Here is a 23,822-nt window from a genome sequence, read left to right as displayed (position 1 = left end):
CTTACTTTGAAAAAAGGCATTATCAAAGTTCATCTTGGAGAGTCTTGCAAAATGATATTCATGAATATGGACTTAGAAATGGTTATTTATTAGCTGTTGCGCCAACAAGCTCAACATCAATTATTGCTGGAACAACAGCAGCAGTCGATCCTATTATGAAGAAATTTTTCATGGAAGAAAAGAAGGGCAGTATGATAACAAGAGTTGCTCCTGACTTAAATATGAAGACATTCTGGTTATATAAAAATGCTCATCATATTGATCAAAAATGGGTGATTGAAGCAGCTGGAGTGAGACAAAGACATATTGATCAATCACAGTCGGTCAATCTTTATATAACCAATGAATTTACATTTAGAAGACTTTTAGATTTATATATATTGGCTTGGGAAAAAGGTGTGAAAACACTTTATTATGTACGTAGTCAATCTTTAGAAGTTGAAGAATGTGAATCATGTAGTGCATAAGGGAGGAAATATAATGGAATTAAAACGTAAAGCTTTATTTAATGCATCTGGAGATATTGACGTGAGAAAGCGTCGCATGATTAATGGAAATACAACAAACCTTAATGATTTTAACAATATGAAATACAATTGGGTGAGTGATTGGTATCGTCAGGCAATGAATAATTTCTGGATTCCTGAAGAAATCAATTTAACACAGGATATTAAAGATTATCGCTTATTAAATGAATATGAGAAAACAGCATATGATAAGATACTTTCTTTTCTCGTTTTCTTAGATTCTCTGCAAACTGCAAATCTGCCTAACGTCGGTGAGTATATCACTGCCAACGAAATCAATTTATGTTTAACAATCCAAGCATTCCAAGAGGCAGTTCATTCACAAAGTTATAGTTATATGTTGGATTCAATCTGTTCACCAATAGAACGAGATGAAATTTTATATCAATGGAAATATGATGAACATCTTTTAAAAAGAAATGAATTTATTGGAGAACAGTATAATGCATTTTTAGAACATAAAGATAGTTTTCATTTTATGAAGACGGTTATTGCCAATTATATATTAGAAGGAATTTATTTCTATTCAGGATTTATGTTCTTTTATAATTTAGGAAGGATGGGGAAGATGCCAGGATCTGCTCAAGAAATTCGTTATATCAATCGTGACGAAAATACTCATCTGTGGTTATTTAGAAATATGATTCTAGAACTTCAAAAGGAAGAACCTGATCTTTTTACTCCTGATAAAATAGAGGTCTATAGAAATATGATGAAACGTGGTGTCGAGGAAGAAATTGCATGGGGACAATATGTGCTTGGTGATCGTATTGAAGGTTTAACAATGAAGATGGTCAGTGATTATATTCACTATCTTGGAAACTTCCGTGCTCAAGCTTTAAACTTTGAACCACTATTTGATGGTTACATGCAAGAACCTGAATCTATGAAATGGGTTAGCATTTATAGTAATGCCAATGATATTAAAACAGATTTCTTTGAAGCACGTTCAAGTGCTTATGCGAAATCAAGTGCTTTAGAAGATGATTTATAATAATACATAGCTACAAAAAATAGTCATTACCTTTTTGAGTATTGACTATTTTTGATATCTTCAATAAGGTCTTTATATGTTTACTTTTTATACCCGTGATTTGTTAGATGTTGTCTTTTGAAAAATTAACATAATATAATACAGGAACCTTCTTTTCATTTTCATTAATAGATTCTGTATTAATCTTTATCATTATAAAAGAAGAATAGTTATGGTTTCTGTATTTAATATGATAAAATAATAATAACCTTTTATATAACAAGGAAAAGTAAAATTTATGAATGATAAGATACTTAGAAAATATTGGAGGATATATGATTATGAAAGCAAAAACAATTCGAGTTAATCGTGATAGTGTCTGTATGGGAGATGATTGCTTTCCGCATGAAAAGAGTTTAACTATTGATGAAAAGATGACAATGATTAACTTGTTTGAATATCTTATTGATTATATTCCAACTATGTATAATGTCATTTGGGTTATCCGTTCAGATAAAGGGATATGTGGTTACATCATAACAGATGATAATGGTCATTCAAATATTGAACTTGTCGGAAATAACTTCTTTATCATCAATACAAAGATAAGTAAAATCATGTGTAAATATTATCATTCATCTTCTTTTATATGGATTGATGGTCAAACAGGAGAATGTATTAATGGATATGATGAAAGTTTAACACTTTTAGAAAAGGTCAAAAAAGAAAATGAGGAGAAATTATATAATGAATGAAAGAATTATACAAGCTAAAGATAAGCAGGTAATATTTATAAAAGAGATAACTATACAAACTATTCAGAGTATTTATCCACGTTATTATCCAAGTGGGGCAGTTGAATTTTTTATAACTCATCATAGTGAACAAAATATTCTACAGGATATTCAATCAGGTGGGGTTTATATAATATATGATAATTATCAAAATGCAGTAGGTACAGTTACAATAAAAGGAAACGAAATAAATCGTTTGTTTGTTCTACCACAATTTCAAAGAAAAGGATTTGGTAAGCAACTCATGGATTTTGCAGAAGAATGCATTTCTAAGCATTATCAAAATTGTCAATTAGATGCATCATTACCAGCGAAAATTATCTATTTGAAAAGAGGGTATCAGATTATAAAAACAGATATTATTGAGACAAAGTCAGGGGATTATTTATGTTATGATGTGATGCAAAAAGATTTCGCAAAGAGATTATTAGGAGAATAATGATGGGTGCTTTTTTATTACTCATTCTCTTTTTTCTGATAAGGTTCACTCTATTGTCATATTTAAATAAGGATGCTGTGAAACGTGCTGCTTATTTTGCTCCATTGATTCATAATGAAAAGATTGCTTATTATATTTATCAGATTTCAAATATGATGATTTTTATCTTTCTATGTTTCTTCAATGTGAAAATTGATATGTCCTGGCAATTTTATTTAGGACTTTTTCTATATAGTTTAGGTTTGTTTTTATTGACACTTTCTGTTATTGATTTTGCATCTGCATCAGATGGAAAAATCAATACAAATGGAATTTATCGTTTTTCTCGACATCCTATGTATTTATCTTATTTTGTTTATTTCATGGGTTGTGTATTCTTAACACAATCGATTTTCCTGCTTGTCATTGTACTAATTTTTCAAATATCTGCTCATTGGATTATTCTTTCAGAAGAAAGATGGTGTTTACAGCAGTTTGGAGAACAATATAAAGATTATATGAGTGAAGTGAGACGTTATTTATAAAATAATATGAAAGATGAATTGATTATAGGTAGGATGATATGAAATTAATATGGTTGAATTAATGTATAAAGATAAGAAGTTAGCATAAGTTTATCTGTACCATAGTGAACTGTTTGAAACAAGTGGAGATTACATAGAGTATTCGTTAATGAGTCAGTATAAGGAATTTTTCAAAGCATTGATTTGTGAAGATGGTTTTGATGAATCTTTGTTTGATGAAAATTTATTGAATGCAGAGAATTGATTTTTGTATGATAATGGAAAAACGATTGAAATTGAATGCCCATCTTTGTATGAAGATGATATTATGAGTGAGGAGTTTATGATGCAAGAAGAGAAAAAGATACGATTAAAACAATTACAGCAGCAACAAAGGCAAAAAATATATAATGCAAGAATCAACGCTCAAAAGGAACATATATTTAGAGAAATACCTCACTTTCATAAACAGTATCAGTTTGCAGATAAAGAAGATATCATAAAATTAAAAACATTTTTACAAAGTCTACCTACTATCACAAGTCATCGTTTAGATATTTCTCAACTTTTGTTTAATAATGAAGTGAAATATGTTAACGATATAAATACTCATTTCAATGTTTATATTTGTTTTTTATGTGGTTCTTCTGAACTTTTTGAATTATTCCCTTGTGGAGATATTCAAGATATAATTAATGATTTTGATAGTTGGCAGGCTATCAGTCCTTATTTGATTTTGGTGTTTGAAAATTTTGAGGATTTTCTATTTATTGATGATGAGAAAAAGATAATGCAATCGCGTCAATCGCCAATGAAGAATATAAAATAAAAACATAAGTGTTGACAGAATAATGAATTGTATGTACACTAAAACAAGTTGAATAAATGGTAGAGGTGCAATGATCATGAGTCTATAATCATAATGTTTGGTACAGTGATTATAAAAAAGGGTGATTTGCCGAAGTATTTTCATGATGCCAATAGTGAAAATGCTGGGGAATGATAGAATATATCATTCACTGTCACAATATGTGGAGGGCTATCTCAGCAAATGTTTTTTGATGCTTTGATTGATTTCCAGTCAAGGCTTTTTCTTTTGCCATTTATCACAAAAAGGAGGATATATGAATTTTATTGGAACATTTTGGGCTTTGATCCCAGCTATTCTGGCAATTGTGATTGCATTAAAGACAAAAGAAGTTTATATTTCATTGTTTATTGGTATCTTTGTAGGGGGATTATTATTATCTGATTTTCAACCTATTATAGCAATTGAAACAGTTTTTCAAACAATGATAAATAGTTTATCAGATACTTGGAATATTGGGATTCTTATATTTTTAGTGTTTTTAGGGACAATTGTTGCATTAATGACACGCGCAGGAGGAAGTCGTGCTTATGGGAAATGGGCAACACAAAAAATTAAGAATAAGAAAGGAGCTTTACTTTCAACATTTGGATTAGGTGTCTTAATTTTTGTTGATGATTATTTCAATTGTTTAACAGTTGGGAGTGTTATGCGTGATATTTGTGATGAATTTCGTATTTCTCGTGCAAAACTTGCTTATATCATTGATTCTACAGCGGCACCTATCTGTATTATTGCACCTATTTCAAGTTGGGCAGCAGCAGTGAGTGGATATACTAACGAAGATGGTTTTACATTGTTTTTACAAACGATTCCGTTTAATCTCTATGCTCTTTTAACAATTGTTATGGTGTTATGTGTCATTCGTTTTGATTTGAATATAGGCAGTATGAAAGAACATGAAATATCAGCTAGAAATGGTGATGTACATCATGGGAATGAAGAATATAAAGAAGTAGGAACTATTCATACATCAGATAAGGGGAAGGTTATAGATTTGCTCTTACCAGTACTTTTTTTAATTTTTAGTTGTATAACATGCATGGTTTATACAGGCGGTTTTTTTGAGGGAGTGCCTTTTATTGAATCATTTACAAAATGTAATGCTTCAATGGGCTTGGTATTAGGATCATTTTTGACATTGGTTTTTACTTTCTTTTTATATTTATCACGACATATCTTAACTTATACTGAGTTTGCTGAATGTTTGCCGACTGGATTCAAGATGATGGTTCCAGCTATGACAATTTTAGCATTAGCATGGACATTAGGGGACATTGTTTCTACTCATTTACAGGCTGGGCTTTTTGTGACGACTATGTTAAAACAATTTCAGATCAGTCTTACGATTATGCCAGCTTGCTTGTTTATTATTGCAGCTGGACTAGCCTTTGCAACAGGAACATCTTGGGGAACATTTGGTATTCTTATTCCGATTGTGACAGCTATATTTGCCCAAGGAGATTCAATGTTAGTGATTTGTATATCATCAGTTTTAGCAGGAGCCGTTTGTGGAGATCATGTTTCTCCTATATCGGATACAACGATTATGGCGTCAGCAGGATCACAATGTCATCATGTTGGTCACGTCTCTACTCAGTTTCCTTATGCAATGATTGTCGCAGTTGCGTGTGTTATTGGATATATTGTTTCTGGTCTTACACAAAATGTCTTGTTAACATTTATAAGTGGGTTAGTTACATTGATGTTGATTTTAGTGATTATGAAAAAATGTTTATCATGAAAAAGTCCTATGACATTAATCATAGGATTTAAAGTTTTATTTGATTTTGTATAATGATAGATTTTAAATGCTCATATAGTTCATAGGTTGCTCTACAATCAGCTAAAGATCTATGCTCATTATTTGTTAAATTGAGGAATTCTACCATATCTGTTAAACGATGATGTTTCATTTGTGGATAGACTTTTCTAGAAAACTGTAAAGTATCCATATATTCATTTTCAATATTCCATCCAAAATGATTTGCAATAAAACTTAAATCAAATGCCGTATTATGGCCAATAATAATATCATCATCAATAAAACGAATAACTTCATCCATGATATCATAAAGAGTTGGCATCCCAAATACCATATTGTTATCAATTCCTGTTAATTGTGTAATAAAATGACTAATCTCACGTTGAGGATCTAAGAGTTGTTCATATTTATCAACAATTTTTTGATTTCTCACTTTGATAATACCAATTTCAATGATCTGATCTCTTTGCCATGATAACCCCGTTGTTTCTAGGTCAAGAACAGAATAATCATCAACAATCTTTTTGACATATTTTCCTCTACTTTTTGCTTTTCTATAATAAGTTTCCATAATATCACCGTATCTTTCTCTTTCTATTAAAACGAATATTGTTATAAAAATCAATAAAAATAAAACATATTTATAAATAATTAACTTTCACATTTTTTTCATATCGTTTTGATATAATAAAGAAAAGAAAAAGGAGATCATCATATGAAGAAAATAATGTTGATTTGTTTAAGTATTATTGTTACTTTGGGATTGATGGGTTGCTCTTCTCAAAACAATGAAATTGATGAATTGAAAAAGCAAAATAAGACACTTCAGGAACAATTAGATAATTATACAAAAAACGTAGGAAAAATTAATATAAAAATTTCTGGCAGTTTTACACTTTATGTTCATGACATTGGAGAAGATTATGAACTCAAAGAAGATAATTATAAAACATTGATTGTTTCATTTTTTCAAAGTGCACCTTTTTTGTTACGTGTTGATAAGAATATGGCTACTCAGTTAAAGAAAGATAAGAGTTATACATTTGAATTTAAAGATGATGTAAAGAGAAATGATATTGATTATGAGGCTTATTTAAATGGTTATATTTCTGATGAATGGTTTATCCAAAAATGTATTGAAGATGTGATTTTAAAGGGTGAAGCTAAAGAAAATGAAACTGGTCTTGAATCAAATAGAATTCAAAAAGATATTATTGATAAATAATGAGGAGACAAAATCCTCATTTTTATTTTATAATTCTCCTTGCATAAAAGAAATGTATAAAATCAATAGGGATGTGATAAAAATAGTGCTATAATGGAAAAGTTGAAGTAGGGGGATTGAAGATGAAATATATACATCAGTTTTTAATCATTATGTTTATATCATTGATAGGAGAACTGTTAAGTTTATTGCCTTTGCCAGTACCAGCAAGTGTATATGGATTATTGATTTTACTTGTTTGTTTATTTACTGGACTGATAAAATTAAAAGATATTGAAGATGTTGCGGATTGGTTGATTTTGATTATGCCTGTTTTGTTTGTCCCTGCAGCAGTGAGTTTGATGAATGTCGGTGATGAAATGTTAGGGGATTTGTTAGTGATAGGAGTGGTATTGATTGTCAGTACAATTGTTGTGATGGTTGTGACGGGGAAAGTTGCACAGTATATGATTGAAAGGAAAGAAAATCATGGATAAGATATTTCAAGAAACATTGTATTTTGGAATTGTTTTGAGTTTGTTTTCATATTGGATTGCAGTTCAAATTCGTAAAAAATTTCCCTATCCTTTGTTTAATCCTTTATTGATTAGTGCTCTCTTATCTATTGGAGTTTTAATCATTTTTGATATTGATTTTAATACATATAATAAAGGGGCTCAAATGATTACATTTTTGTTAACACCGTCGACAGTTTGTCTTGCAGTACCTTTGTATAAACAAAGTCAAATTTTGATAAAACATTTAGATGCTATTTTATTGAGTTTGTTAAGTGGTTGTTTAGCAGGTATGATAAGTATTGTATTATTGTGCCTATGCTTAAATGCAAGCGATACATTATTATTTTCACTTTTACCAAAATCAATTACAACTGCCATAGCTATTGGTGTCTCTGAACTGATTGGTGGAAATTCAACAATCACTGTTGGGATAGTCATTTTGACTGGAATTTTTGGTGCTATGATTGCAAAATCTGTTTTTCGTTTTTTTCACATTACACATCCTATTGCTAAAGGATTGGCACTTGGTAATAGTTCACATGCGATTGGAACAGCGAAAGCTATTGAATTTGGTGAAATTGAGGGAGCTATGAGCAGCCTATCAATTGTCATTGCTGGTATTTTTACTGTTATTTTAGCACCACTACTAGCCAGTTTGTTTTAAATAGAATATAATAAGGATGGGTGATGAATAATGATATTGATTTTATATTTTATTTTCTTTTTTTTGATGATTATGTCTTTGAAAAGTCGTTACTATATTCTTTTTAAAGCATTGAATAGTCTGGCTTTTATTGGCATTGCAGTTTACGCCTCTGTAATATCAAATCATGTATCAATTTTATATATTCTTCTACCAGGACTTATTGGTTGTTTTATTGGTGATGTAATATTAGCAACGCATTATGAAAATCATTTTTTACATGGTTTGATCACGTTTTTAATAGCGAATCTTTGTTTTATATGGTTTTTTTCACATTATAAGGGATTAACTATTGAAGAATTTCTTTTGCCAGTCTTCTCTATGATATTACTGACTGTTTTATCTTATTTACCTCATATGGATTATGGAAAATTAGCGATTCCTGTACGTATTTATACTTTTGTGATTGCTTGGGTGGCTGCAAAGAGTATTGTTGTTTATTTGGCTATGCCTTCTACTATGTTTTTTTCTTGTATGATTGGTTTTTTGCTTTACTTATTATCAGATTTGATTTTATTGTTTTATAAATTTTATGAGTGTTCTTATAAAAATCAATTAAAATTTATCAATTTATTTTGTTATTATAGTGGATTGCTGATGATTGCATATAGTTTAATGTAAAATAAAAAAGCATAATCATTGTATAGGTATATACAAGAATATGCTTTTTTATTAATCTTCTAAACAATCATAAAATGATTTGAGATGGTTACATGATTTCTGAAATTCTCTTATTTCTTCTCCTGTCATATTTAATTCAACAATTTCTCTTACACCACTTTTATCAATAATAGCAGGAACACTGATATAAAGATGATCTTGTCCATATTCTCCTTGTAATAATGTTGACACAGGAAGAATACGATTTTCATTATGCAGGATTGTTTTCACAATTCCTACTGTACTCGAAGCAATTCCATAACATGTATTTCCTTTACGATTGAAAATTTCCCAACCTGCTTGAATAGTATCTTTTCGCATGTCTTCATAGGGATTTTTGCCAATACGCATTTCATTGTCTCTGACGACACTATAGATATCTTTTCCGCCAATACGAACAGTTGACCAAGGAATCATCTCACTATCACCATGTTCACCAATAACCAATGCATGGACACTGCGGGGATCAACATTAATTTTTTGAGCAATGAAATATTTTAAACGTGCTGTATCTAAGGTTGTTCCAGAACCAATGACTTGCTTTGCAGGTAAACCAGATATTTTGTATGCATAATACGTCATGAGATCAACAGGGTTTGATACAACGATAATATGACCATCAAAACCACTGCTCATAATTTGTGTAATAATGTTTTTCATAATTGTTTTTGTTGGTTCTAACATTCTCAAACGATCATTGCCAGCATTATGAACAGGAACACTTGCTGTAATAATCACAATATTTGCATCATAACAGTCATCATATGTTCCTAACTTGACACTGGTATTTCGATTCATATATTCCATACTTTGTGATAAATCCAAAACTTCACCAAAAGCTTTTTCTTGATTAACATCTATTAAAACAATTTCATCACATAAACCTTGATTAATTAAACAAAATGCAGTACTGACTCCAACATTTCCAGCTCCTACAATAACAACTTTACTTTTTTGTATATTCATAGCATAACCTCCATAAGTTTCTTTTATTATAGACAAATTATTGAAAAGTTAATATAAAGGTCATAAATGAAGAGGATAATGATCTTTTGTTAAGATATGGAAGGGGAAAAAGAATGAAACGTATCCAGATTACTCACAATATTGTCACAAAAGATATTTTAAAAGAATTAAAATGGCATAGGATTTCTCCATGGCAAAAATATATGTTGTTATTGACTAGCATTATTGCAGCAGTCATATCAATTTTTAATTTTATGCATCAGGATTATCTCTTTGGTGCTATTTTGATTGCTTTAGCTATTTTATGTTTATTTGAGATTTATTGGTTAGATGAAAAGAAATATAAAAATATTATTGAAACAATGCAAGAAGAAACAAATAAAGAAGAAAATACATATACATTGATTTTTGGTAGTGATGCTTTAACAATTCGTAATTGTGATATGGCTACTGACAATAAGATGCCTTATGAACAAATAAAAAGAATTTTAGAAACAAAAAGTACTTATACTTTATTTGGAAAAAAGAATCAGTTTGCAATAATTAGAAAAGATGCATTAAAAATAAAAGAAAATGAATTATTTGATTTCTTAAAAAATAAGGAAACGAAGATTAAGAAATGGCCAAATGATTAATTGAAGAAACAGAATCAATGAGTATATTCTGTAAAAATGAGAACCCCACCATATATGAAAATGGTGGGGTTGTTATTTTTATTTGATTTTTATTGTTTTATATTTAGTAACATTTTTTACATGGAGTATATCCACGACTTTGCGCTTCGCCTAATGTTACACAAGATGGGTTTTTCATATTGCTGCAACTCGAATTTGAATGATATTTTTTTCCGGTTTTAGGAATATAAACCATCTGTCCATTTGTATCTGAACTTTTTGATGTTGAAGTTTTTGACTGAGAAGATGTTGAGGATGAAGATTTTTTTTGTGACTCTGTCTTTTTCTTTTGTTCCTCAGCTTGTTTTTGTTGTGTTTCTTTTTCAGCTTCTTCTTGTTTCTTTTTTTCTTCTTCCTTTTTTTTGGTTTCTTCTGCTTCTTTCTTAGCTTGTGCAATTGCTAAGGCTTTTTGTTTATCAACGACTTGAATTGTAATTGTATTGCTTTTTATATCTCCCTTTTCATAATAAATGGTCACTGAGCCTTCTTTGTCAGTAGAAGATATAATAAGTTGTTGATCTTTTAAATCTTTAATTGAAACAACATTTTCATCACTAGAATGAAAATCATTCATATCTAATTCAGAATCTTTTGGATCAATATCAAGTGATAGTGTTTCTTCTTGATTGATATCAAAATTTGTGTTTTCACTATGAATTTGTACACTATTAAGCGATGATCCACAACCTGTTAAGCACACAACAAGAAAAGTGATAAGACATAATTTGATGGTATTTCTGATCTGTTTTGCTGGTTTCCCTTTTGAAATGACTCTTTTCATAAATTTCCTTCCTTCCCTTATTTACTTATATTATACATGAATTTACATTTTATGGAAATATAAAAACTATAGCACATAAGCTATAGTGATGTTTGATAATATGTTTCTTTATTAACGGCATTATTCTGATGAGCGACAATTGTTGTACAGACAGCATCACCTGCAATATTGACAGCAGTTCTTGTCATATCCAAAATACGATCAATTCCCATAATTAATGCAATTGCTTCTACTGGTAATCCAACAGAATTAAAGACCATTGTTAAAGTAATTAACCCAACACCAGGAACACCAGCTGTTCCTACTGAAGCCAATGTAGCAGTACCAATAACTGTAATATAGTCCATGTGAGTAGTATACCATAGGCTTGTGCGGCAAAGACAACAGCCACACCTTGCATAATTGCTGTTCCATCCATATTAATGGTTGCCCCTAAAGGGATTGTAAAAGAAGAAACTCTTTTGGATACTCCCATCTTTTTGGCTAAAGTATCAATAGATAAAGGAATTGTTGCATTTGATGTTGCTGTAGAGAAGGCAAAAGCCATAACAGGAAAGAAATTTTTGATAAAGATAATAGGGTTCAATCCAGTAAAGAGTTTTAATAATCCTAGATAAACAATAAAACATTGAACACCTAAAGCTAAAAAGACACCCAACATATATTTGAGCATTGGTAAGAATGCTTCAAACCCTATACCAGCAAATGTTTTTCCAATTAAACAAAAGACACCAACAGGTGCAACCTTCATAACAATCATAGTCATTTCCATCATAATATCATTGAATTGACTAAAAAAGTTACCTACAATTTCTACTCTATCACCTAATTTAGCAATGATAATCCCAAGCAATAAAGCAAAGAAAATAATTTGTAGCATAGTTCCACTTGCTAAACCTTGAAATATATTTGTTGGAATGATGTTTAAAAGTGTATCAACAAAACTTGCTGTTTCTGTTGTAGTGACAGCAGAAGTTGTTGCAGTCACTGATGACATATCTAAACCTGTTCCTGGATTGATAAGGTTTGCTATTGCTAGTGCAACACTAATCGCAATGGCTGTCGTTGCAAGATAAAACAATAATGTTTTGACACCAATTGTTCCAAGTTTTTTTGTATCACCAATAGACATACTTCCACAAACCAATGAACAAAAGACAAGAGGAACAACAAGCATTTGCATGAGTCGAATAAAACCTTGTCCAATCACATACAATATACCATTAATAATGATCTCTTCTTTAAATGCACTTTGAGGAACAATATAGTTTAAGAGAATTCCAAAGATAGCTCCAGCAATTAATCCAATAAATATTTTTGTAGTTAAACCAAGTTTCTTTTTCTCCACTATTTGACCTCCTTTAAATAATCTTTAAGTGCTTCTTGCCATGTAGGCGCTTGATAATCATTAAGAATTCTTAAAATTAAATCATCTAAGACAGTATAAGAAGGGTGTTTACTCGTGAAATCTGCCTGCTTTGTAGATACAGACTGGATTATTCCATCAATATTGCATTGTTTTAAGATTTCTTTTGCAAATTCTTCACGACTACAAACACCTAAACACGTCATATGATAGGTTCCATATTCATTCGTATTCATAATATAAAGAATGAATTGAGCAAGTTCATGGGCACTTGTTGGTGATCCATATTGGTCATTAGCGATTTTCAACACTTCTCCATTTTTAGCAGTACGAATGACTTTTGTAACAAAGTTTTCTTTATAACCATAGACCCATGAGCTTCTAATAATAAAATGCTTTCTAGTAAATTCTTTGACATATCTTTCACCAGCTAATTTTGATTTCCCATAAACTGTTGATGGATTTGGTTCATCAAATTCATCAAATGGTTTTTCTTTTGTACCATTAAAGATATCATCAGTAGAAATATGGACAAGTTTTGCAGAAATCTTTCCTGCAATAATACTGAGATTTCTTGCTCCAATGGCATTGACACGAAATGCTTCTTCTTTATTCTCTTCACATTCATCAACATTTGTCATCCCAGCACAATTGATAATAATATCTGGTCTGTTGATTTCACCAAAGCTCATAACACTATCAACATTTGTAATATCTAACTCATCTTTATCAGTACAAAATATTTCATATTGTAATGGATCTAATAGTTTGTTAATTGCTTGACCTATTTGCCCACTATATCCATTTAACCATACCTTTAACATATATTTTATTCTCCTTAATGTTATCTTATAATTATTAACTGATGAAAATACATTTTTCTACAAGAACTTATAGAACTTTGCTTTTTAGCTGTATACTTTTTCCTTTGGCTCCAGATGCATATGTCCATTTAAATATTGTATTAAAATGTCCTTTGATGTTTTGTGAATTAATTATATCTATGTATTCATTTATAGAGTACATTTCACACTGATCAGTATTGTTTTTATATGTAATAATATATTTAGCCCATTGTATATTTGGATTTCCATAACCATTAATACCACCATAAACCCAAAGCTCTAACATTCTGTTATATGGAATAAGTGCTTGAGATAAATAATCACTATTCTGCTGTCCAAATTTTTTAATACTACCAACTCTTTGGAATTCATAAATACTATTAACTAATTGGTCATCTCTAATATTTAAAATATCACAAAAACACTTAGCAGAATATTGATGAACAGTGACCCATTCAGCACTACTTCTTTTGCAACTAAATGTGATGGGAATTTTTTCTCCGTTTGATTTATGTATGTATAAAAGAATATCAGTTTTTGGACTGCCGTTGGAAGGTAATTTCCCTATGTCTTTAATTTTATTTGTAGCTTGTAATAAATCAACTTCTTTTGGGTTTAAATTCAGCTTTCTCATTATCATTTTAAATGTAGAATAATATAATCCAGTTGCGATAGTAGTGTTTGTTTTCCAAATATTCATATTTTCTTTATTATTTAGTAATTGCACTATTCTGTCTTCAAAAGATATTCCGATTATTGATTTTGAATATCCGATTTTGGAGTTTGATAACGCTTTTTGTTCTATCAAATTAAAAAGTTCTGTTTGACTAATAACGCCATCTATTGAAGAGTGTATCTTATTATGACATATTTTTATATGATATGATTTGGCAATTTTATCTTCATTTTTAGGTATATTGTCAGGATAGACGATAAAAGCTTTTGTAATTTCTTTGTTTAGTATTTTTAGATGCTCACTATGCCATTGCTGTATGTTAATCCGATCCCTTATTGAAGTGGTTGACTGAACTATCCACTTTGTTTTGTCATAAAACTCTATTAAAAATTGAAAGTAAAATTGTTTATCTTTATTTGGGTATCCACATTTAAAAGAATATTTGTAGTACTTTATGTATTCTTTTTCTTTAACTTGGTTTAATAAGGTTTCTAGGCTTTTTTGTCCATTGAAACCGTGTATGTTTTTGGTGTTATTACTCATAAGTTATTCTCCAAGTATATTTGTTTAAGTGTTTTAACTATTTCCTTCCCTAAAGCATAAGCTAATAGAGGAGGAATAGCATCGCCAATTTGTTCATATAAATCTTGATCGGGATCACTATGAAATTTTACAAACGGTCCACGGAATTGATACCAATCTGGGAAAGATTGTAATCTTGCAACCTCTCGGGGGGTCAGACCTCTATCTTGAAATGGATGTAACATTTCATCAAGACAATGTGATGTAACTGTAAAACTTGTTTCGTGTGGCAGTAATCTTCGATTACGAGCAGCATATATTTTTTTAGGAAAATATTGTAAAGCTAATTCTTCGTTTCCTTCATTTACTAAACGTTGATATGATGTTTTCATGTTTTCACCAGGGCGAATCAAAGTAATTCTTTTTCTCATCTTTAAAGTATGACCAGGTGCTTTATGGCATGTTAAAATAGATGGATCATAAGCAATATGTGAAGGAATTTGTGAATTTTTACCGCGAATGTAACTGAAATATTTTTTTTGTACTAAATTTGTTATTTCATTTATATTGAAAGAATAATGATTGTTTTCTTCTCCAGGTTGTAAATTAGGTAAATCAGAAATTGCCATATTAACAGTCACTACAGTTTTTTTGTTTGAAGTGCCATGAGTTTTTTTTGGATAACAAAAAGTGACATTTGGAAATTTTTGATTTATTCCAAGTAAGAAAAGTCTTTCCCTAGATTGAGGAACACCATAATCACTTGCTTTTAATAGCACTGTTGTTTTATCACTTGTAACTAATCTATAATTTGTCATATTAGGTATTTTGCTTTGAAAATCATCACAAACTTTTTTATACATTTCTCCTACTATCCCATTATATTTTTTTGAAAATAAACCTTTTACATTTTCAAATAAAAAAAGTTTTGAATTTGTGATTCTTGCAATTCTGAGAATGTTTTTATATAAGGAATTTCTTTCATCATCTTCTTTTCGGCTTCCAGCCATACTGAAACTTTCACAAGGAGCTCCACCAGTTACTATATCTACACTGGTCACATTAAATCGTTTTTTCAAAATTTTCATTATAAGATCATTAGTTACTTTGTTAATATCACCATATATTAGTAAAGTTTTGTTATTAGGGAGAAAAAAAGATTCTTTATTTTCTAATGTATTGTCTAAGTATTTATCAAGTTCAAAAATATCTGCGTTGTGTGAAGCAGCGTACGTTTGTACTGTCCAATAGCTCCATTCAATTGCAATAAGTGGTTTTATTCCAGCCCATTTAAGACCTGTACATAAGCCACCTGGACCTGAAAATAAATCTATTGAAGTATATTTGTATATCATGTTTTTTCTCCTTTTTATTTAATTTAAAATTAGTAATTATGAATTTGTACCTGATATTCTAGCTATGTAAATAAACAAATTATAATCTATGATTTATTTAATAAATGTTTGTTTATAACAATATCGTGATACTCCTAGTATTTTAACATAATACAATAAAAATTTGAATTATTATATTAAAAATATATTGAGCTATTTATTACAAATGATAAAATTAAGAAGAGGAGATAATTTTTATGACAAATAAAATATCACAGGAAAAACGATCAAAAATTATGTCACATATTAGAGGGAAAAACACATCAATTGAAGTAAAAGTGAGAAAATATTTGTATCTACATGGTTTTAGATATAGAAAAAATGATAAAAGTTTACCTGGTACGCCAGATATAGTGATTACAAAATATAGAGTAGCAATATTTGTGAATGGTTGTTTTTGGCATCATCATTATAATTGTAAACATGCTACCTTACCAAAAACAAGAAAAGATTATTGGATACCTAAAATACAAAGAAATGTTGATAATGACATTAAGCATTATCAACAATTGGAAGAATTAGATTATAGAGTTATTGTGGTGTGGGAATGTGAGATTAATGATGTATTTAAATATAGAATGGAACAATTAATTGAAGAAATTAAAAATCCTGATTATAAATAGAATAACTGATTTATTAACTTATTATTTTTAGAATATAATCATTATTCATAAAAAAACTTTGTTTTGTTATTATAATGCCGTCTGGTAATAAATCTCCATCCCTTTCAATATCACCATCACCTATGATTTCATTGTTTAATAATTTATAAACTGATTTTTGTGTATGAGGTCTTACATGTAAGATTAAATTATCACCTTTTTTTGGTAGATTGTTTGTTACTATTGTTTTTCCTGTTTTTTGTTTTTTTATTTCTAAATGGAGTCCATTAGTTAGAATGTCTTGTGTCTTTTTCCATACGTCAAAAACATAATTTTCTAAATCATTTTCTGGCATGTTCCACAACATCGCTTTTCTAAATTTGTATTGTTTAGAAGTATCGTCTATTTCATCAAAGATACAGAATAAGAATTTTTTGCTTAAAAAAAGATTTCTCAATGTAGACGTTTCCCAGTTTTCTTCTATTAATTCTTTAGTTCTAAATGATGGGAATGACATTGACTCTCTAATTATACCTTTTTTGTTTATGCGAATTGTTTTAACCACAATATCCGCTTTTTCAAATTCATCAAGTTTATTCGCATCTACAGATATATTCATCATCTTAGATATGTAGACTCTTAAATAATTTTTTGAATTCCTATTCACATTAAATCCAATACTATTATCGATTTGACTTAATGTTAATCCTTCATAATGCGAGAATGTATTTTCTATAATATCTTTAAAAGTATTGTGTTGAAGAATTGAAATATCTTTAATAAAACTTTCTCTATTTTGGTTTTTGTTAAATATCTGGTTTCGTAACAACTGAGTCATATATGAATTTTTTAAACAGAAAGCTCTTTTCATTGCCTTGATACTATTGAAAGGTTGAGGGACTTTATATTCTGAATTTGCACCTTTAGGGCATGCTCCAAGGTAAAAAGTATCACTTTCAGAAATAAGGTGTGCATTTCCTGATTTGATTTTATTTATTATTGTTTCATAATCATTTAAGATAATTAACTGATCTTCTTCGCTGAGTTGGGAAAACTGATATAGAAAAACTTGTGATATAATATAGTCGTACTTATATTTATCTTTCTCATGTTCATAAAACATCATTAATATTTTTTTCATTTTTTGATAGCAATGACTTTCTGTGAATTGCATAGTATAATCTTTTTCATAATTTATATCTGTTAAAACTAAACGCTCTTTAGCGGAAACTTTTTTGTTTTTATTTACCCATTTGTATGGTGTTACTTTTAATTCGACACCTAGATTTGGAAAATCGGCTTCTTGATTATTATTGACATCATATCCAAAATAACCTTCTTCAATTATTTGACCTAGATTTCCTTTGTTTTTCTGATTTTGAATTCGATTGCTTTTATCTAAGTCTCCTATTTTCTTGCCTATAGCTCCATATGCTTTTTCCATTAATTGTTCAATCGTCTCATATGTAATATTTTCCATAAAAATTTTCTCCTCCTATTTCTTAATCTTTTCATAAAGAGATGTTATACTAAAAAATATTCATGAAAATAAAGTTTAAAATTCTTGCTACAGAATAGTTTTATTTGTATAATTATAACATGTTTTGAAAGGAATTGGTATAGATGGAGAAAACAGTAGTTGAGCTATTTGCAGGTGTTGGTGGCTTTAGGGTTGGATTAAATCATATAACTGGATTTGATGAAAATGGAAGAGCAATAGAAAATGGAGATTGGGAATTTGTATGGGCTAATCAATGGGAACCCTCTACTAAAGTTCAACATGCTTTTGACTGTTATTGTAAACGTTTTGGGTATGAAAATCATTCAAATGTAGATATTTCATTAGTCGATAAGTCAGAAATTCCGAACCATACATTGCTAGTTGGAGGTTTTCCCTGCCAAGACTATTCTGTGGCAAGGACATTGTCAGGTGAAAAAGGGATTGAAGGAAAAAAAGGTGTTCTTTTTTGGGAAATTGCAAAGATTCTGGAAATTAAACAACCACCTTTTGTTTTGTTGGAAAATGTTGATCGATTATTAAAATCACCATCTAAACAGCGTGGGAGAGATTTTGGAATAATGCTGAGAACTTTTGAAAACTATGGATATAATGTGGAATGGCGTGTAATTAATGCTGCAGATTATGGGTTTGCACAGCGACGACGTAGAGTTTACATATTTGCTTGGAGAAAGGATATGCTATATAACACGACTATTATGCAATCAGAATTAAAAGAAATAGTTTTGTCTGATGGTGTATTTGCTAGAGCATTTCCTATTGATAGAGATGCTAGTAGAGAAAACAAGAAAAAAGAGTTTGGTATTGGAAAAAAGCATTACAAAGATACAGTTAAAATGACAAGGATATTTAAAGAGACATTTGAAAATGCAGGTGTAATGATAGATGGCGATGTTTGGTCAAAAAAAGTATACCCACAGATTGTCGAGTATACACCACTAAAAGATATTTTAGACAAGCAAAGCGATTTAGAGAAATATATTTTAACACAGAAACAAATAAATCAATTTAAAGAACTTCGTGATTCTAAAAAGAAAGAGAGAACAAGACCAGATGGATCAAAGTATATTTATTCTGAAGGAGCCATGTCACCTTATGATAGTCTTGATTTGCCTGGTCGAACAATGTTGACAAGTGAAGCTAGTATAAATAGAAGCACACATATAATTTTTGATGAAAAATTGCATAAACTAAGATTTATAACTCCAATAGAGGCAGAAAGAATGCAAGAATTTCCAGATGATTGGACAAAAACTGATATGCCTGAGAAAAGACGTTACTTCATGATGGGAAATGCATTGGTGACAGGGATAATAGCACAATTAGAATATTTTATTTCTGATATTGTTAATGATGAATAATTACAATTTATTTGTAATTGTTTGTCTTTTTTTTATATATATTATAAAATAATGAGTATGAAGAGGTGGAAATATGGATATTTTTGGGTATTTAGGTAAAATTGGAGAATGTATTGATAGACTTGAAAAGAAATATTACGAACATTATAAGAACAAAATATTAATTGCCTTTAGAGGTGAACCAAGAAATTTTGAAGATACAAAGTTAATGCCCTCTATGTTTAGAGAAAACGAGTATATTTATAAAGAAAATTATTTGTTTGATCTTTTTTGTGATTTGGGTTTGATAAAGGATAGTGATAAATGGATAGATAAAGCTACAGATACACAACATTATGCTGCATTAAGTCGAATGTTGGATATAACATTTGATTGCTTGGTTGCATTATATTTTGCATGTAAAGATAGGGATTCGTCGGATAAGGATGGGTATCTTTATGTTTTTGGTTTTCCAGAGTATTACTCCCCACATTCAGGGTTTATTGAACAGTTATATGAAAATGTTTTAAACGTAAATGAAAATATTATGTTTCAAAAAAATTTTCTCGTATTCTCAGAAAATTATGCTAATGAAAGAATAAAAGCGCAAAAAGGAGGATTTATATTTTTCCCAAGTCAGGTATTTACACCATTAGATGAAGTATACTATAATTTTGTGAAAATTAATGCATCTGATAAGGAAAAGATAATAGATGATTTAGATAAAGTATTTAAAATAAATGAGGCAATTCTTTTTCCAGAAAAAGATAAAATTGCAAGATATGCTCGAAATAAATTTATTGAAAATGAATACAAAATCAAACAATTTAGTGTTCAAGATGAAATGGAAAATAGAATTCAACAAGTTAAATATGAAATGACAATGAGTACTCATTTGAGTTCAATAGATAAACTACGACGTATTAGAAAAGATAAAGATGAGCTCATACAATATATTATGAAACAATATAATTTGACAGATGTGGATAGAATGAGGTTATTAAAAGAATTGGATTATAAATTTAAATTACTTAATGGATATTTTGGAGGAAGATAAGATGGATGAGTTAAATTATGCAATAGACATGCTAGTGGAAAGACAAGGATTATTATCTGATTATGATTCTTTAAATCTTACACCCCTAGATGATAATAATACTATATATGAGTTTGAAGCTATAAATGATATGTCTGATATTGAACGTTATTTGATATATAATGCAAGTAAAAAGCAAGATATTGAAGATTATTTTAAATTTGAACGTGATCTTGATACCAAAAATTATATTCTAGATGTGTTTTTTATTCCAGTCATTATTTTTAATAATTGGGATGATGAAATGAATTTCTATCAATCTGTTTTTGATAAGCTTAAAACAGCAAAAGAAAGAAGAAGATTAAAGGATATATTTGCTTCTAAAATATCTATATATATGGAATTGAATCAAAAGATAAGTTTAAATATAGATGATGAAGTAAATTATTTAGAATATTTAGACGAGAGGAATTCGTATACCTCAAATGTAAAAGGATACATATATAATATTTCATTTTATGAATTGAAAAAACTTTTCAATGTTACTGGTAATGACTTGTTTAAGAAAAATATTAGAAAGGGCAACAAAGGAGACAAAACTATAAGTGATATAAAAAAGGAATTTAAAAAATATTTGTGTGTTCACGTATATAATGCTTTGCGTACTGAGATTGATAGAACGCAGTTAGAAGAACTTCTTGGGATTAGTAAGGATGTTTTAGTAAATAATTCTCCCAATAAGTTTTGGTTTTGTCATAATGGAATAACAATTTTTTCATATGATCAAGAAGAGTTTGGAAGAATAGGTAAGAAAATTGTTTTAAATCCTAAAAATGTTAGTGTCATCAATGGAGCACAAACTATAACTGGATTTTATAATAGTATTAAGGAATTAAAGTTAGAACTTTTAAGTATATTTCAAGACTTTGATAATATTAACATAGATATTGATAAATCCTTGGAAGATGCATCAAAATCGATATTTGTAAAATCGATAATTATTCAAGGAAACGAGAATTATGTTAAGCCTATTACTTGTGGATTGAATACTCAGGTTCCTATATTACCGGAACATATTATTGCGGATTCAGATGAAGCGAGAAGACTAAATAAAATTCTAAAAAAGGAGAACATAGAGATTGTGCCTGAAGGGTATAATTCTGTTTTTGATCAAGGATATAGTGCACTTGATTTTGCAAAAAAATACTTAATATGTATTAAGCAACCAGGGAGAAGTAAGAATTTAAGAAAAAATGACTTGAAATCTATAATAGAGCAAGCCGTAGATAGATTTAATGGGAAAAGTGAAGAATTACTTAAAGAATTTCGTACTATAGGAGAAATAGATAAATGGTGGAAAACTTATAAAAAAGAGCGAGAAGAATTATATTTAAATGAAGAAGATGTAGTGTTTTGTAAATATGGAAAAAATTACTTCACATCTTATGTATTAGATAACGACTATTCTAGTGAAGATTATTTTTTAGCTTTTGATGAATTTGTAAAATCCATGAAGAAAGTTTCACACAATGAAATTACATTAAATGATTTTAAAAAAGATGATTTATTTAAAAGTTACTTAGATAACAAAGGTTCAATGAAAAAAACATATGAAAATAATAAAATATCAAAATTTGATTGTAATCAACTGTTAGCTTATCTGCAAAATAATATTAAGTCTAGGTACTCTATCTCAGTGGTAATATCAAATTATTTATCAAAATGTAATATACAAATAGAAAATTTCAGAGTCATTAACAGAATATCAGGAAAATGTTGTGAAGCGTACCCTTTTACTGGATCAGTTTTTTCTGAAATATATCAAACAAACAGTGAATATGACAATAAATACATTGTTTTTGATGATTCTAAATTTAAACAATCTTTGGAAAAGGAATTTCCTTTATTTGTGTTAGATAATGAAGTAAAAGAAGACAATAAAAAAGAAATTGTAAAGGTACATTTTATTGAAAAATTTACGTTTAAGGATTATATTGAAGATGGTAGAAACGTATTCAATAAAACAATAGAAGCGTTTCAAAAAGGTGATGAAACATTGTTTCCTAAAGTAAGTCAAAAATTAAACTTCCATGTTCGTCCTAAAGCAATAAATGCAAGTGACACATTTGAATTTTCTAATGGAAATAATATAACGAAAAGAACATTTTGGGCAAACAAAGATTTAATAAATGAACTTATTACTTGTTCTATTAATAAAGAGGTTGAATGAAAAAGTAAATTCACTTTATTTTCACCCTGCAAGAATTTAGTCTAATACAACAACAAAAAAATTAAAAAAGCTAGAAATTTTTAATATCTAGAAGAACATGATTTATTGGATGATGAAATGGAGGATGAATTTTATGAATGAAACAGTAAAAGAATTAACACTTATTTTAATGTATTTAACAAGCTTTTATAATGATAAAATGGCTAAAGAATTAGATGTCAGAAGTGCATGGAAAGGTTATGATTTTGATATTCTTAATCAATTAAATGATGAAGAGTTGGCAGTTGGGAAACCACATAATAAATCTGTATGCTTAACAAAAGAAGGCGTAGAACTCGCAAAACAACTGTGTCAAAAATACAATATTGATTTATAGGAGATGAAAGAGATGGAAATCAAAATCACAAAAGGTGATATTACAAAAATAAAGTGTGATGCTATAGTCAATGCTGCAAATAATAGTTTATTAGGTGGTGGCGGTGTTGATGGTGCAATTCATCGTGCAGCTGGACCAGAACTTTTAAAAGAATGTAGAACATTGGGTGGTTGTGCGACAGGTGATGCAAAAATAACAAAGGGATATCAGTTACCTGCAAAATATGTCATACATACAGTAGGACCTGTTTATTATGATGGAGAACATAATGAAGCCAATCTTTTAAAGTCTTGTTATCAAAGATGTTTAACATTAGCAAGTCAATATCATTGTTCACATATCGCTTTTCCATCTATTAGTACAGGGGCTTATCGTTATCCAACATCAGAGGCGGCTAAGGTTGCGATTGAAACAATTCAAGAATATGCAAAAGACAATCATGATATTCAATGTGTAGAGATTGTTTGCTTTGATGATTATACATATCAGACTTATCAAAAACTGATTAAGGAATAGGAAATGGATATGTCTATAGAAATCA

The 23,822-nt window shown here is 29.2% G+C and carries 24 protein-coding genes, 2 pseudogenes and 1 riboswitch; of the genes and pseudogenes, 18 read left to right on the top strand and 8 right to left on the bottom strand.

The window, feature by feature from the left end:
- The 7 genes and pseudogenes from BN350_RS18965 to BN350_RS10005 form a co-directional block, all read left to right on the top strand.
- Positions 1-467 (top strand): annotated as a pseudogene (locus BN350_RS18965) (ribonucleoside-diphosphate reductase subunit alpha); the annotation flags it as partial.
- A 13-nt stretch (positions 468-480) separates the two neighbouring features.
- Entirely contained in the window at positions 481-1,521 is a 1,041-nt protein-coding gene (locus BN350_RS10035; RefSeq protein WP_028043480.1) for a ribonucleotide-diphosphate reductase subunit beta, read from the top strand.
- Between the two features lie 314 nt (positions 1,522-1,835).
- The gene (locus BN350_RS18960) at positions 1,836-2,255 is read left to right on the top strand and encodes a hypothetical protein (RefSeq protein ID WP_044600257.1); all 420 of its coding nucleotides are present in this window, start codon (positions 1,836-1,838) and stop codon (positions 2,253-2,255) included.
- Positions 2,248-2,733, top strand: a complete 486-nt coding sequence (locus BN350_RS10025) for a GNAT family N-acetyltransferase (protein ID WP_028043479.1) — start codon at positions 2,248-2,250, stop codon at positions 2,731-2,733. Before BN350_RS18960 ends, BN350_RS10025 begins: the two co-directional genes overlap by 8 nt.
- A gap of 2 nt (positions 2,734-2,735) precedes the next feature.
- Positions 2,736-3,257, top strand: coding sequence for a methyltransferase family protein (locus BN350_RS10020; protein ID WP_028043478.1), 522 nt, complete (start codon positions 2,736-2,738; stop codon positions 3,255-3,257).
- A 247-nt stretch (positions 3,258-3,504) separates the two neighbouring features.
- A complete protein-coding gene (locus tag BN350_RS10010; RefSeq protein WP_231385264.1) occupies positions 3,505-4,065 on the top strand; it encodes a hypothetical protein in 561 nt (186 codons plus the stop codon).
- A gap of 52 nt (positions 4,066-4,117) precedes the next feature.
- Positions 4,118-4,286: riboswitch (Lysine riboswitch) on the top strand.
- A 74-nt stretch (positions 4,287-4,360) separates the two neighbouring features.
- Positions 4,361-5,848: a Na+/H+ antiporter NhaC family protein gene (locus tag BN350_RS10005; protein ID WP_028043476.1), complete on the top strand. Its 1,488-nt coding sequence runs from the start codon at positions 4,361-4,363 to the stop codon at positions 5,846-5,848.
- Positions 5,849-5,876: 28 nt separating this feature from the next.
- On the opposite strand, the gene BN350_RS10000 is transcribed toward BN350_RS10005, so the two are convergent.
- Complete coding sequence (locus BN350_RS10000; protein WP_028043475.1) at positions 5,877-6,440, bottom strand: 3'-5' exonuclease; 564 nt, start codon at positions 6,438-6,440, stop codon at positions 5,877-5,879.
- 144 nt (positions 6,441-6,584) lie between these two features.
- Here BN350_RS10000 and BN350_RS09995 point away from each other — a divergent pair, with 144 nt between their 5' ends.
- The 4 genes from BN350_RS09995 (at position 6,585) to BN350_RS09980 (ending at position 8,915) form a co-directional block, all read left to right on the top strand.
- Positions 6,585-7,094, top strand: a complete 510-nt coding sequence (locus tag BN350_RS09995; protein ID WP_028043474.1) for a hypothetical protein — start codon at positions 6,585-6,587, stop codon at positions 7,092-7,094.
- A 122-nt stretch (positions 7,095-7,216) separates the two neighbouring features.
- Positions 7,217-7,570 (top strand): CidA/LrgA family protein, encoded by a 354-nt coding sequence (locus tag BN350_RS09990; protein WP_028043473.1) that lies wholly within the window; start codon positions 7,217-7,219, stop codon positions 7,568-7,570.
- Positions 7,563-8,255, top strand: a complete 693-nt coding sequence (locus BN350_RS09985; protein WP_028043472.1) for an LrgB family protein — start codon at positions 7,563-7,565, stop codon at positions 8,253-8,255. The genes BN350_RS09990 and BN350_RS09985 overlap by 8 nt, the downstream gene beginning before the upstream one ends.
- Before the next feature lie 30 nt (positions 8,256-8,285).
- Positions 8,286-8,915: a lysoplasmalogenase family protein gene (locus BN350_RS09980; protein WP_028043471.1), complete on the top strand. Its 630-nt coding sequence runs from the start codon at positions 8,286-8,288 to the stop codon at positions 8,913-8,915.
- Positions 8,916-8,966: 51 nt separating this feature from the next.
- On the opposite strand, the gene BN350_RS09975 is transcribed toward BN350_RS09980, so the two are convergent.
- The gene (locus tag BN350_RS09975) at positions 8,967-9,920 is read right to left on the bottom strand and encodes an L-lactate dehydrogenase (RefSeq protein WP_028043470.1); all 954 of its coding nucleotides are present in this window, start codon (positions 9,918-9,920) and stop codon (positions 8,967-8,969) included.
- Between the two features lie 113 nt (positions 9,921-10,033).
- On the opposite strand from BN350_RS09975, the gene BN350_RS09970 reads away from it, so the two are divergent.
- Positions 10,034-10,555, top strand: a complete 522-nt coding sequence (locus BN350_RS09970; protein ID WP_028043469.1) for a YcxB family protein — start codon at positions 10,034-10,036, stop codon at positions 10,553-10,555.
- A gap of 103 nt (positions 10,556-10,658) precedes the next feature.
- Here BN350_RS09970 and BN350_RS20635 read toward each other — a convergent pair whose 3' ends face one another.
- The 5 genes and pseudogenes from BN350_RS20635 to BN350_RS09945 form a co-directional block, all read right to left on the bottom strand.
- Complete coding sequence (locus BN350_RS20635) at positions 10,659-11,375, bottom strand: hypothetical protein (protein ID WP_049945550.1); 717 nt, start codon at positions 11,373-11,375, stop codon at positions 10,659-10,661.
- Positions 11,376-11,455: 80 nt separating this feature from the next.
- A pseudogene (locus BN350_RS18950) lies at positions 11,456-12,723 on the bottom strand (dicarboxylate/amino acid:cation symporter).
- Positions 12,723-13,565, bottom strand: coding sequence for a dTDP-4-dehydrorhamnose reductase (gene rfbD / locus BN350_RS09955; RefSeq protein WP_028043468.1), 843 nt, complete (start codon positions 13,563-13,565; stop codon positions 12,723-12,725). The pseudogene BN350_RS18950 and the gene rfbD overlap by 1 nt, the downstream one beginning before the upstream one ends.
- A gap of 67 nt (positions 13,566-13,632) precedes the next feature.
- On the bottom strand, positions 13,633-14,805 hold the full coding sequence (locus tag BN350_RS09950; RefSeq protein ID WP_028043467.1) for an MspI family type II restriction endonuclease: 1,173 nt from the start codon (positions 14,803-14,805) through the stop codon (positions 13,633-13,635).
- Positions 14,802-16,139, bottom strand: a complete 1,338-nt coding sequence (locus BN350_RS09945; RefSeq protein WP_044600256.1) for a DNA cytosine methyltransferase — start codon at positions 16,137-16,139, stop codon at positions 14,802-14,804. Before BN350_RS09945 ends, BN350_RS09950 begins: the two co-directional genes overlap by 4 nt.
- 236 nt (positions 16,140-16,375) lie before the next feature.
- Here BN350_RS09945 and BN350_RS09940 point away from each other — a divergent pair, with 236 nt between their 5' ends.
- Positions 16,376-16,801, top strand: coding sequence for a very short patch repair endonuclease (locus tag BN350_RS09940; RefSeq protein WP_028043465.1), 426 nt, complete (start codon positions 16,376-16,378; stop codon positions 16,799-16,801).
- A 13-nt stretch (positions 16,802-16,814) separates the two neighbouring features.
- Here the strand turns inward: BN350_RS09940 and BN350_RS09935 are convergent, their stop codons facing one another.
- On the bottom strand, positions 16,815-18,260 hold the full coding sequence (locus BN350_RS09935; RefSeq protein ID WP_028043464.1) for a Sau3AI family type II restriction endonuclease: 1,446 nt from the start codon (positions 18,258-18,260) through the stop codon (positions 16,815-16,817).
- Positions 18,261-18,403: 143 nt separating this feature from the next.
- Between BN350_RS09935 and dcm the strand changes: the two genes are divergently transcribed.
- From dcm to BN350_RS09905, 5 genes are all read left to right on the top strand, one after another.
- Entirely contained in the window at positions 18,404-19,660 is a 1,257-nt protein-coding gene (gene dcm / locus BN350_RS09930) for a DNA (cytosine-5-)-methyltransferase (RefSeq protein ID WP_028043463.1), read from the top strand.
- A gap of 73 nt (positions 19,661-19,733) precedes the next feature.
- Positions 19,734-20,696 (top strand): FRG domain-containing protein, encoded by a 963-nt coding sequence (locus BN350_RS09925; protein ID WP_028043462.1) that lies wholly within the window; start codon positions 19,734-19,736, stop codon positions 20,694-20,696.
- A 1-nt stretch (position 20,697) separates the two neighbouring features.
- The gene (locus tag BN350_RS18945) at positions 20,698-22,905 is read left to right on the top strand and encodes an AIPR family protein (protein ID WP_231385263.1); all 2,208 of its coding nucleotides are present in this window, start codon (positions 20,698-20,700) and stop codon (positions 22,903-22,905) included.
- A 133-nt stretch (positions 22,906-23,038) separates the two neighbouring features.
- Positions 23,039-23,281, top strand: a complete 243-nt coding sequence (locus tag BN350_RS09910) for a DUF6429 family protein (RefSeq protein WP_196802960.1) — start codon at positions 23,039-23,041, stop codon at positions 23,279-23,281.
- A 12-nt stretch (positions 23,282-23,293) separates the two neighbouring features.
- Complete coding sequence (locus BN350_RS09905) at positions 23,294-23,797, top strand: O-acetyl-ADP-ribose deacetylase (protein ID WP_028043460.1); 504 nt, start codon at positions 23,294-23,296, stop codon at positions 23,795-23,797.
- The last annotated feature ends 25 nt before the right edge of the window (positions 23,798-23,822 follow it).

It is taken from the genome of Candidatus Stoquefichus massiliensis AP9, assembly GCF_000455285.1.
Lineage (GTDB): Bacteria > Bacillota_I > Bacilli_A > Erysipelotrichales > Coprobacillaceae > Stoquefichus > Stoquefichus massiliensis.
This window is presented reverse-complemented; position numbering and strand designations above follow the sequence as displayed.

Excerpts from the sequence above, each read along its gene's own strand:
- BN350_RS18945 (WP_231385263.1), top strand. The coding sequence starts at position 20,698 with ATGGATGAGTTAAATTATGCAATAGACATGCTAGTGGAAAGACAAGGA.
- BN350_RS09945 (WP_044600256.1), bottom strand. The coding sequence starts at position 16,139 with ATGATATACAAATATACTTCAATAGATTTATTTTCAGGTCCAGGTGGC.
- BN350_RS09970 (WP_028043469.1), top strand. The coding sequence starts at position 10,034 with ATGAAACGTATCCAGATTACTCACAATATTGTCACAAAAGATATTTTA.
- BN350_RS09910 (WP_196802960.1), top strand. The coding sequence starts at position 23,039 with ATGAATGAAACAGTAAAAGAATTAACACTTATTTTAATGTATTTAACA.
- BN350_RS10035 (WP_028043480.1), top strand. The coding sequence starts at position 481 with ATGGAATTAAAACGTAAAGCTTTATTTAATGCATCTGGAGATATTGAC.
- rfbD (WP_028043468.1), bottom strand. The coding sequence starts at position 13,565 with ATGTTAAAGGTATGGTTAAATGGATATAGTGGGCAAATAGGTCAAGCA.
- BN350_RS09985 (WP_028043472.1), top strand. The coding sequence starts at position 7,563 with ATGGATAAGATATTTCAAGAAACATTGTATTTTGGAATTGTTTTGAGT.
- BN350_RS09975 (WP_028043470.1), bottom strand. The coding sequence starts at position 9,920 with ATGAATATACAAAAAAGTAAAGTTGTTATTGTAGGAGCTGGAAATGTT.
- dcm (WP_028043463.1), top strand. The coding sequence starts at position 18,404 with ATGGAGAAAACAGTAGTTGAGCTATTTGCAGGTGTTGGTGGCTTTAGG.
- BN350_RS09950 (WP_028043467.1), bottom strand. The coding sequence starts at position 14,805 with ATGAGTAATAACACCAAAAACATACACGGTTTCAATGGACAAAAAAGC.
- BN350_RS09980 (WP_028043471.1), top strand. The coding sequence starts at position 8,286 with ATGATATTGATTTTATATTTTATTTTCTTTTTTTTGATGATTATGTCT.
- BN350_RS09935 (WP_028043464.1), bottom strand. The coding sequence starts at position 18,260 with ATGGAAAATATTACATATGAGACGATTGAACAATTAATGGAAAAAGCA.
- BN350_RS10025 (WP_028043479.1), top strand. The coding sequence starts at position 2,248 with ATGAATGAAAGAATTATACAAGCTAAAGATAAGCAGGTAATATTTATA.
- BN350_RS09940 (WP_028043465.1), top strand. The coding sequence starts at position 16,376 with ATGACAAATAAAATATCACAGGAAAAACGATCAAAAATTATGTCACAT.
- BN350_RS20635 (WP_049945550.1), bottom strand. The coding sequence starts at position 11,375 with ATGAAAAGAGTCATTTCAAAAGGGAAACCAGCAAAACAGATCAGAAAT.
- BN350_RS10020 (WP_028043478.1), top strand. The coding sequence starts at position 2,736 with ATGGGTGCTTTTTTATTACTCATTCTCTTTTTTCTGATAAGGTTCACT.
- BN350_RS10000 (WP_028043475.1), bottom strand. The coding sequence starts at position 6,440 with ATGGAAACTTATTATAGAAAAGCAAAAAGTAGAGGAAAATATGTCAAA.
- BN350_RS18960 (WP_044600257.1), top strand. The coding sequence starts at position 1,836 with ATGATTATGAAAGCAAAAACAATTCGAGTTAATCGTGATAGTGTCTGT.
- BN350_RS09905 (WP_028043460.1), top strand. The coding sequence starts at position 23,294 with ATGGAAATCAAAATCACAAAAGGTGATATTACAAAAATAAAGTGTGAT.
- BN350_RS10005 (WP_028043476.1), top strand. The coding sequence starts at position 4,361 with ATGAATTTTATTGGAACATTTTGGGCTTTGATCCCAGCTATTCTGGCA.
- BN350_RS09995 (WP_028043474.1), top strand. The coding sequence starts at position 6,585 with ATGAAGAAAATAATGTTGATTTGTTTAAGTATTATTGTTACTTTGGGA.
- BN350_RS09990 (WP_028043473.1), top strand. The coding sequence starts at position 7,217 with ATGAAATATATACATCAGTTTTTAATCATTATGTTTATATCATTGATA.
- BN350_RS09925 (WP_028043462.1), top strand. The coding sequence starts at position 19,734 with ATGGATATTTTTGGGTATTTAGGTAAAATTGGAGAATGTATTGATAGA.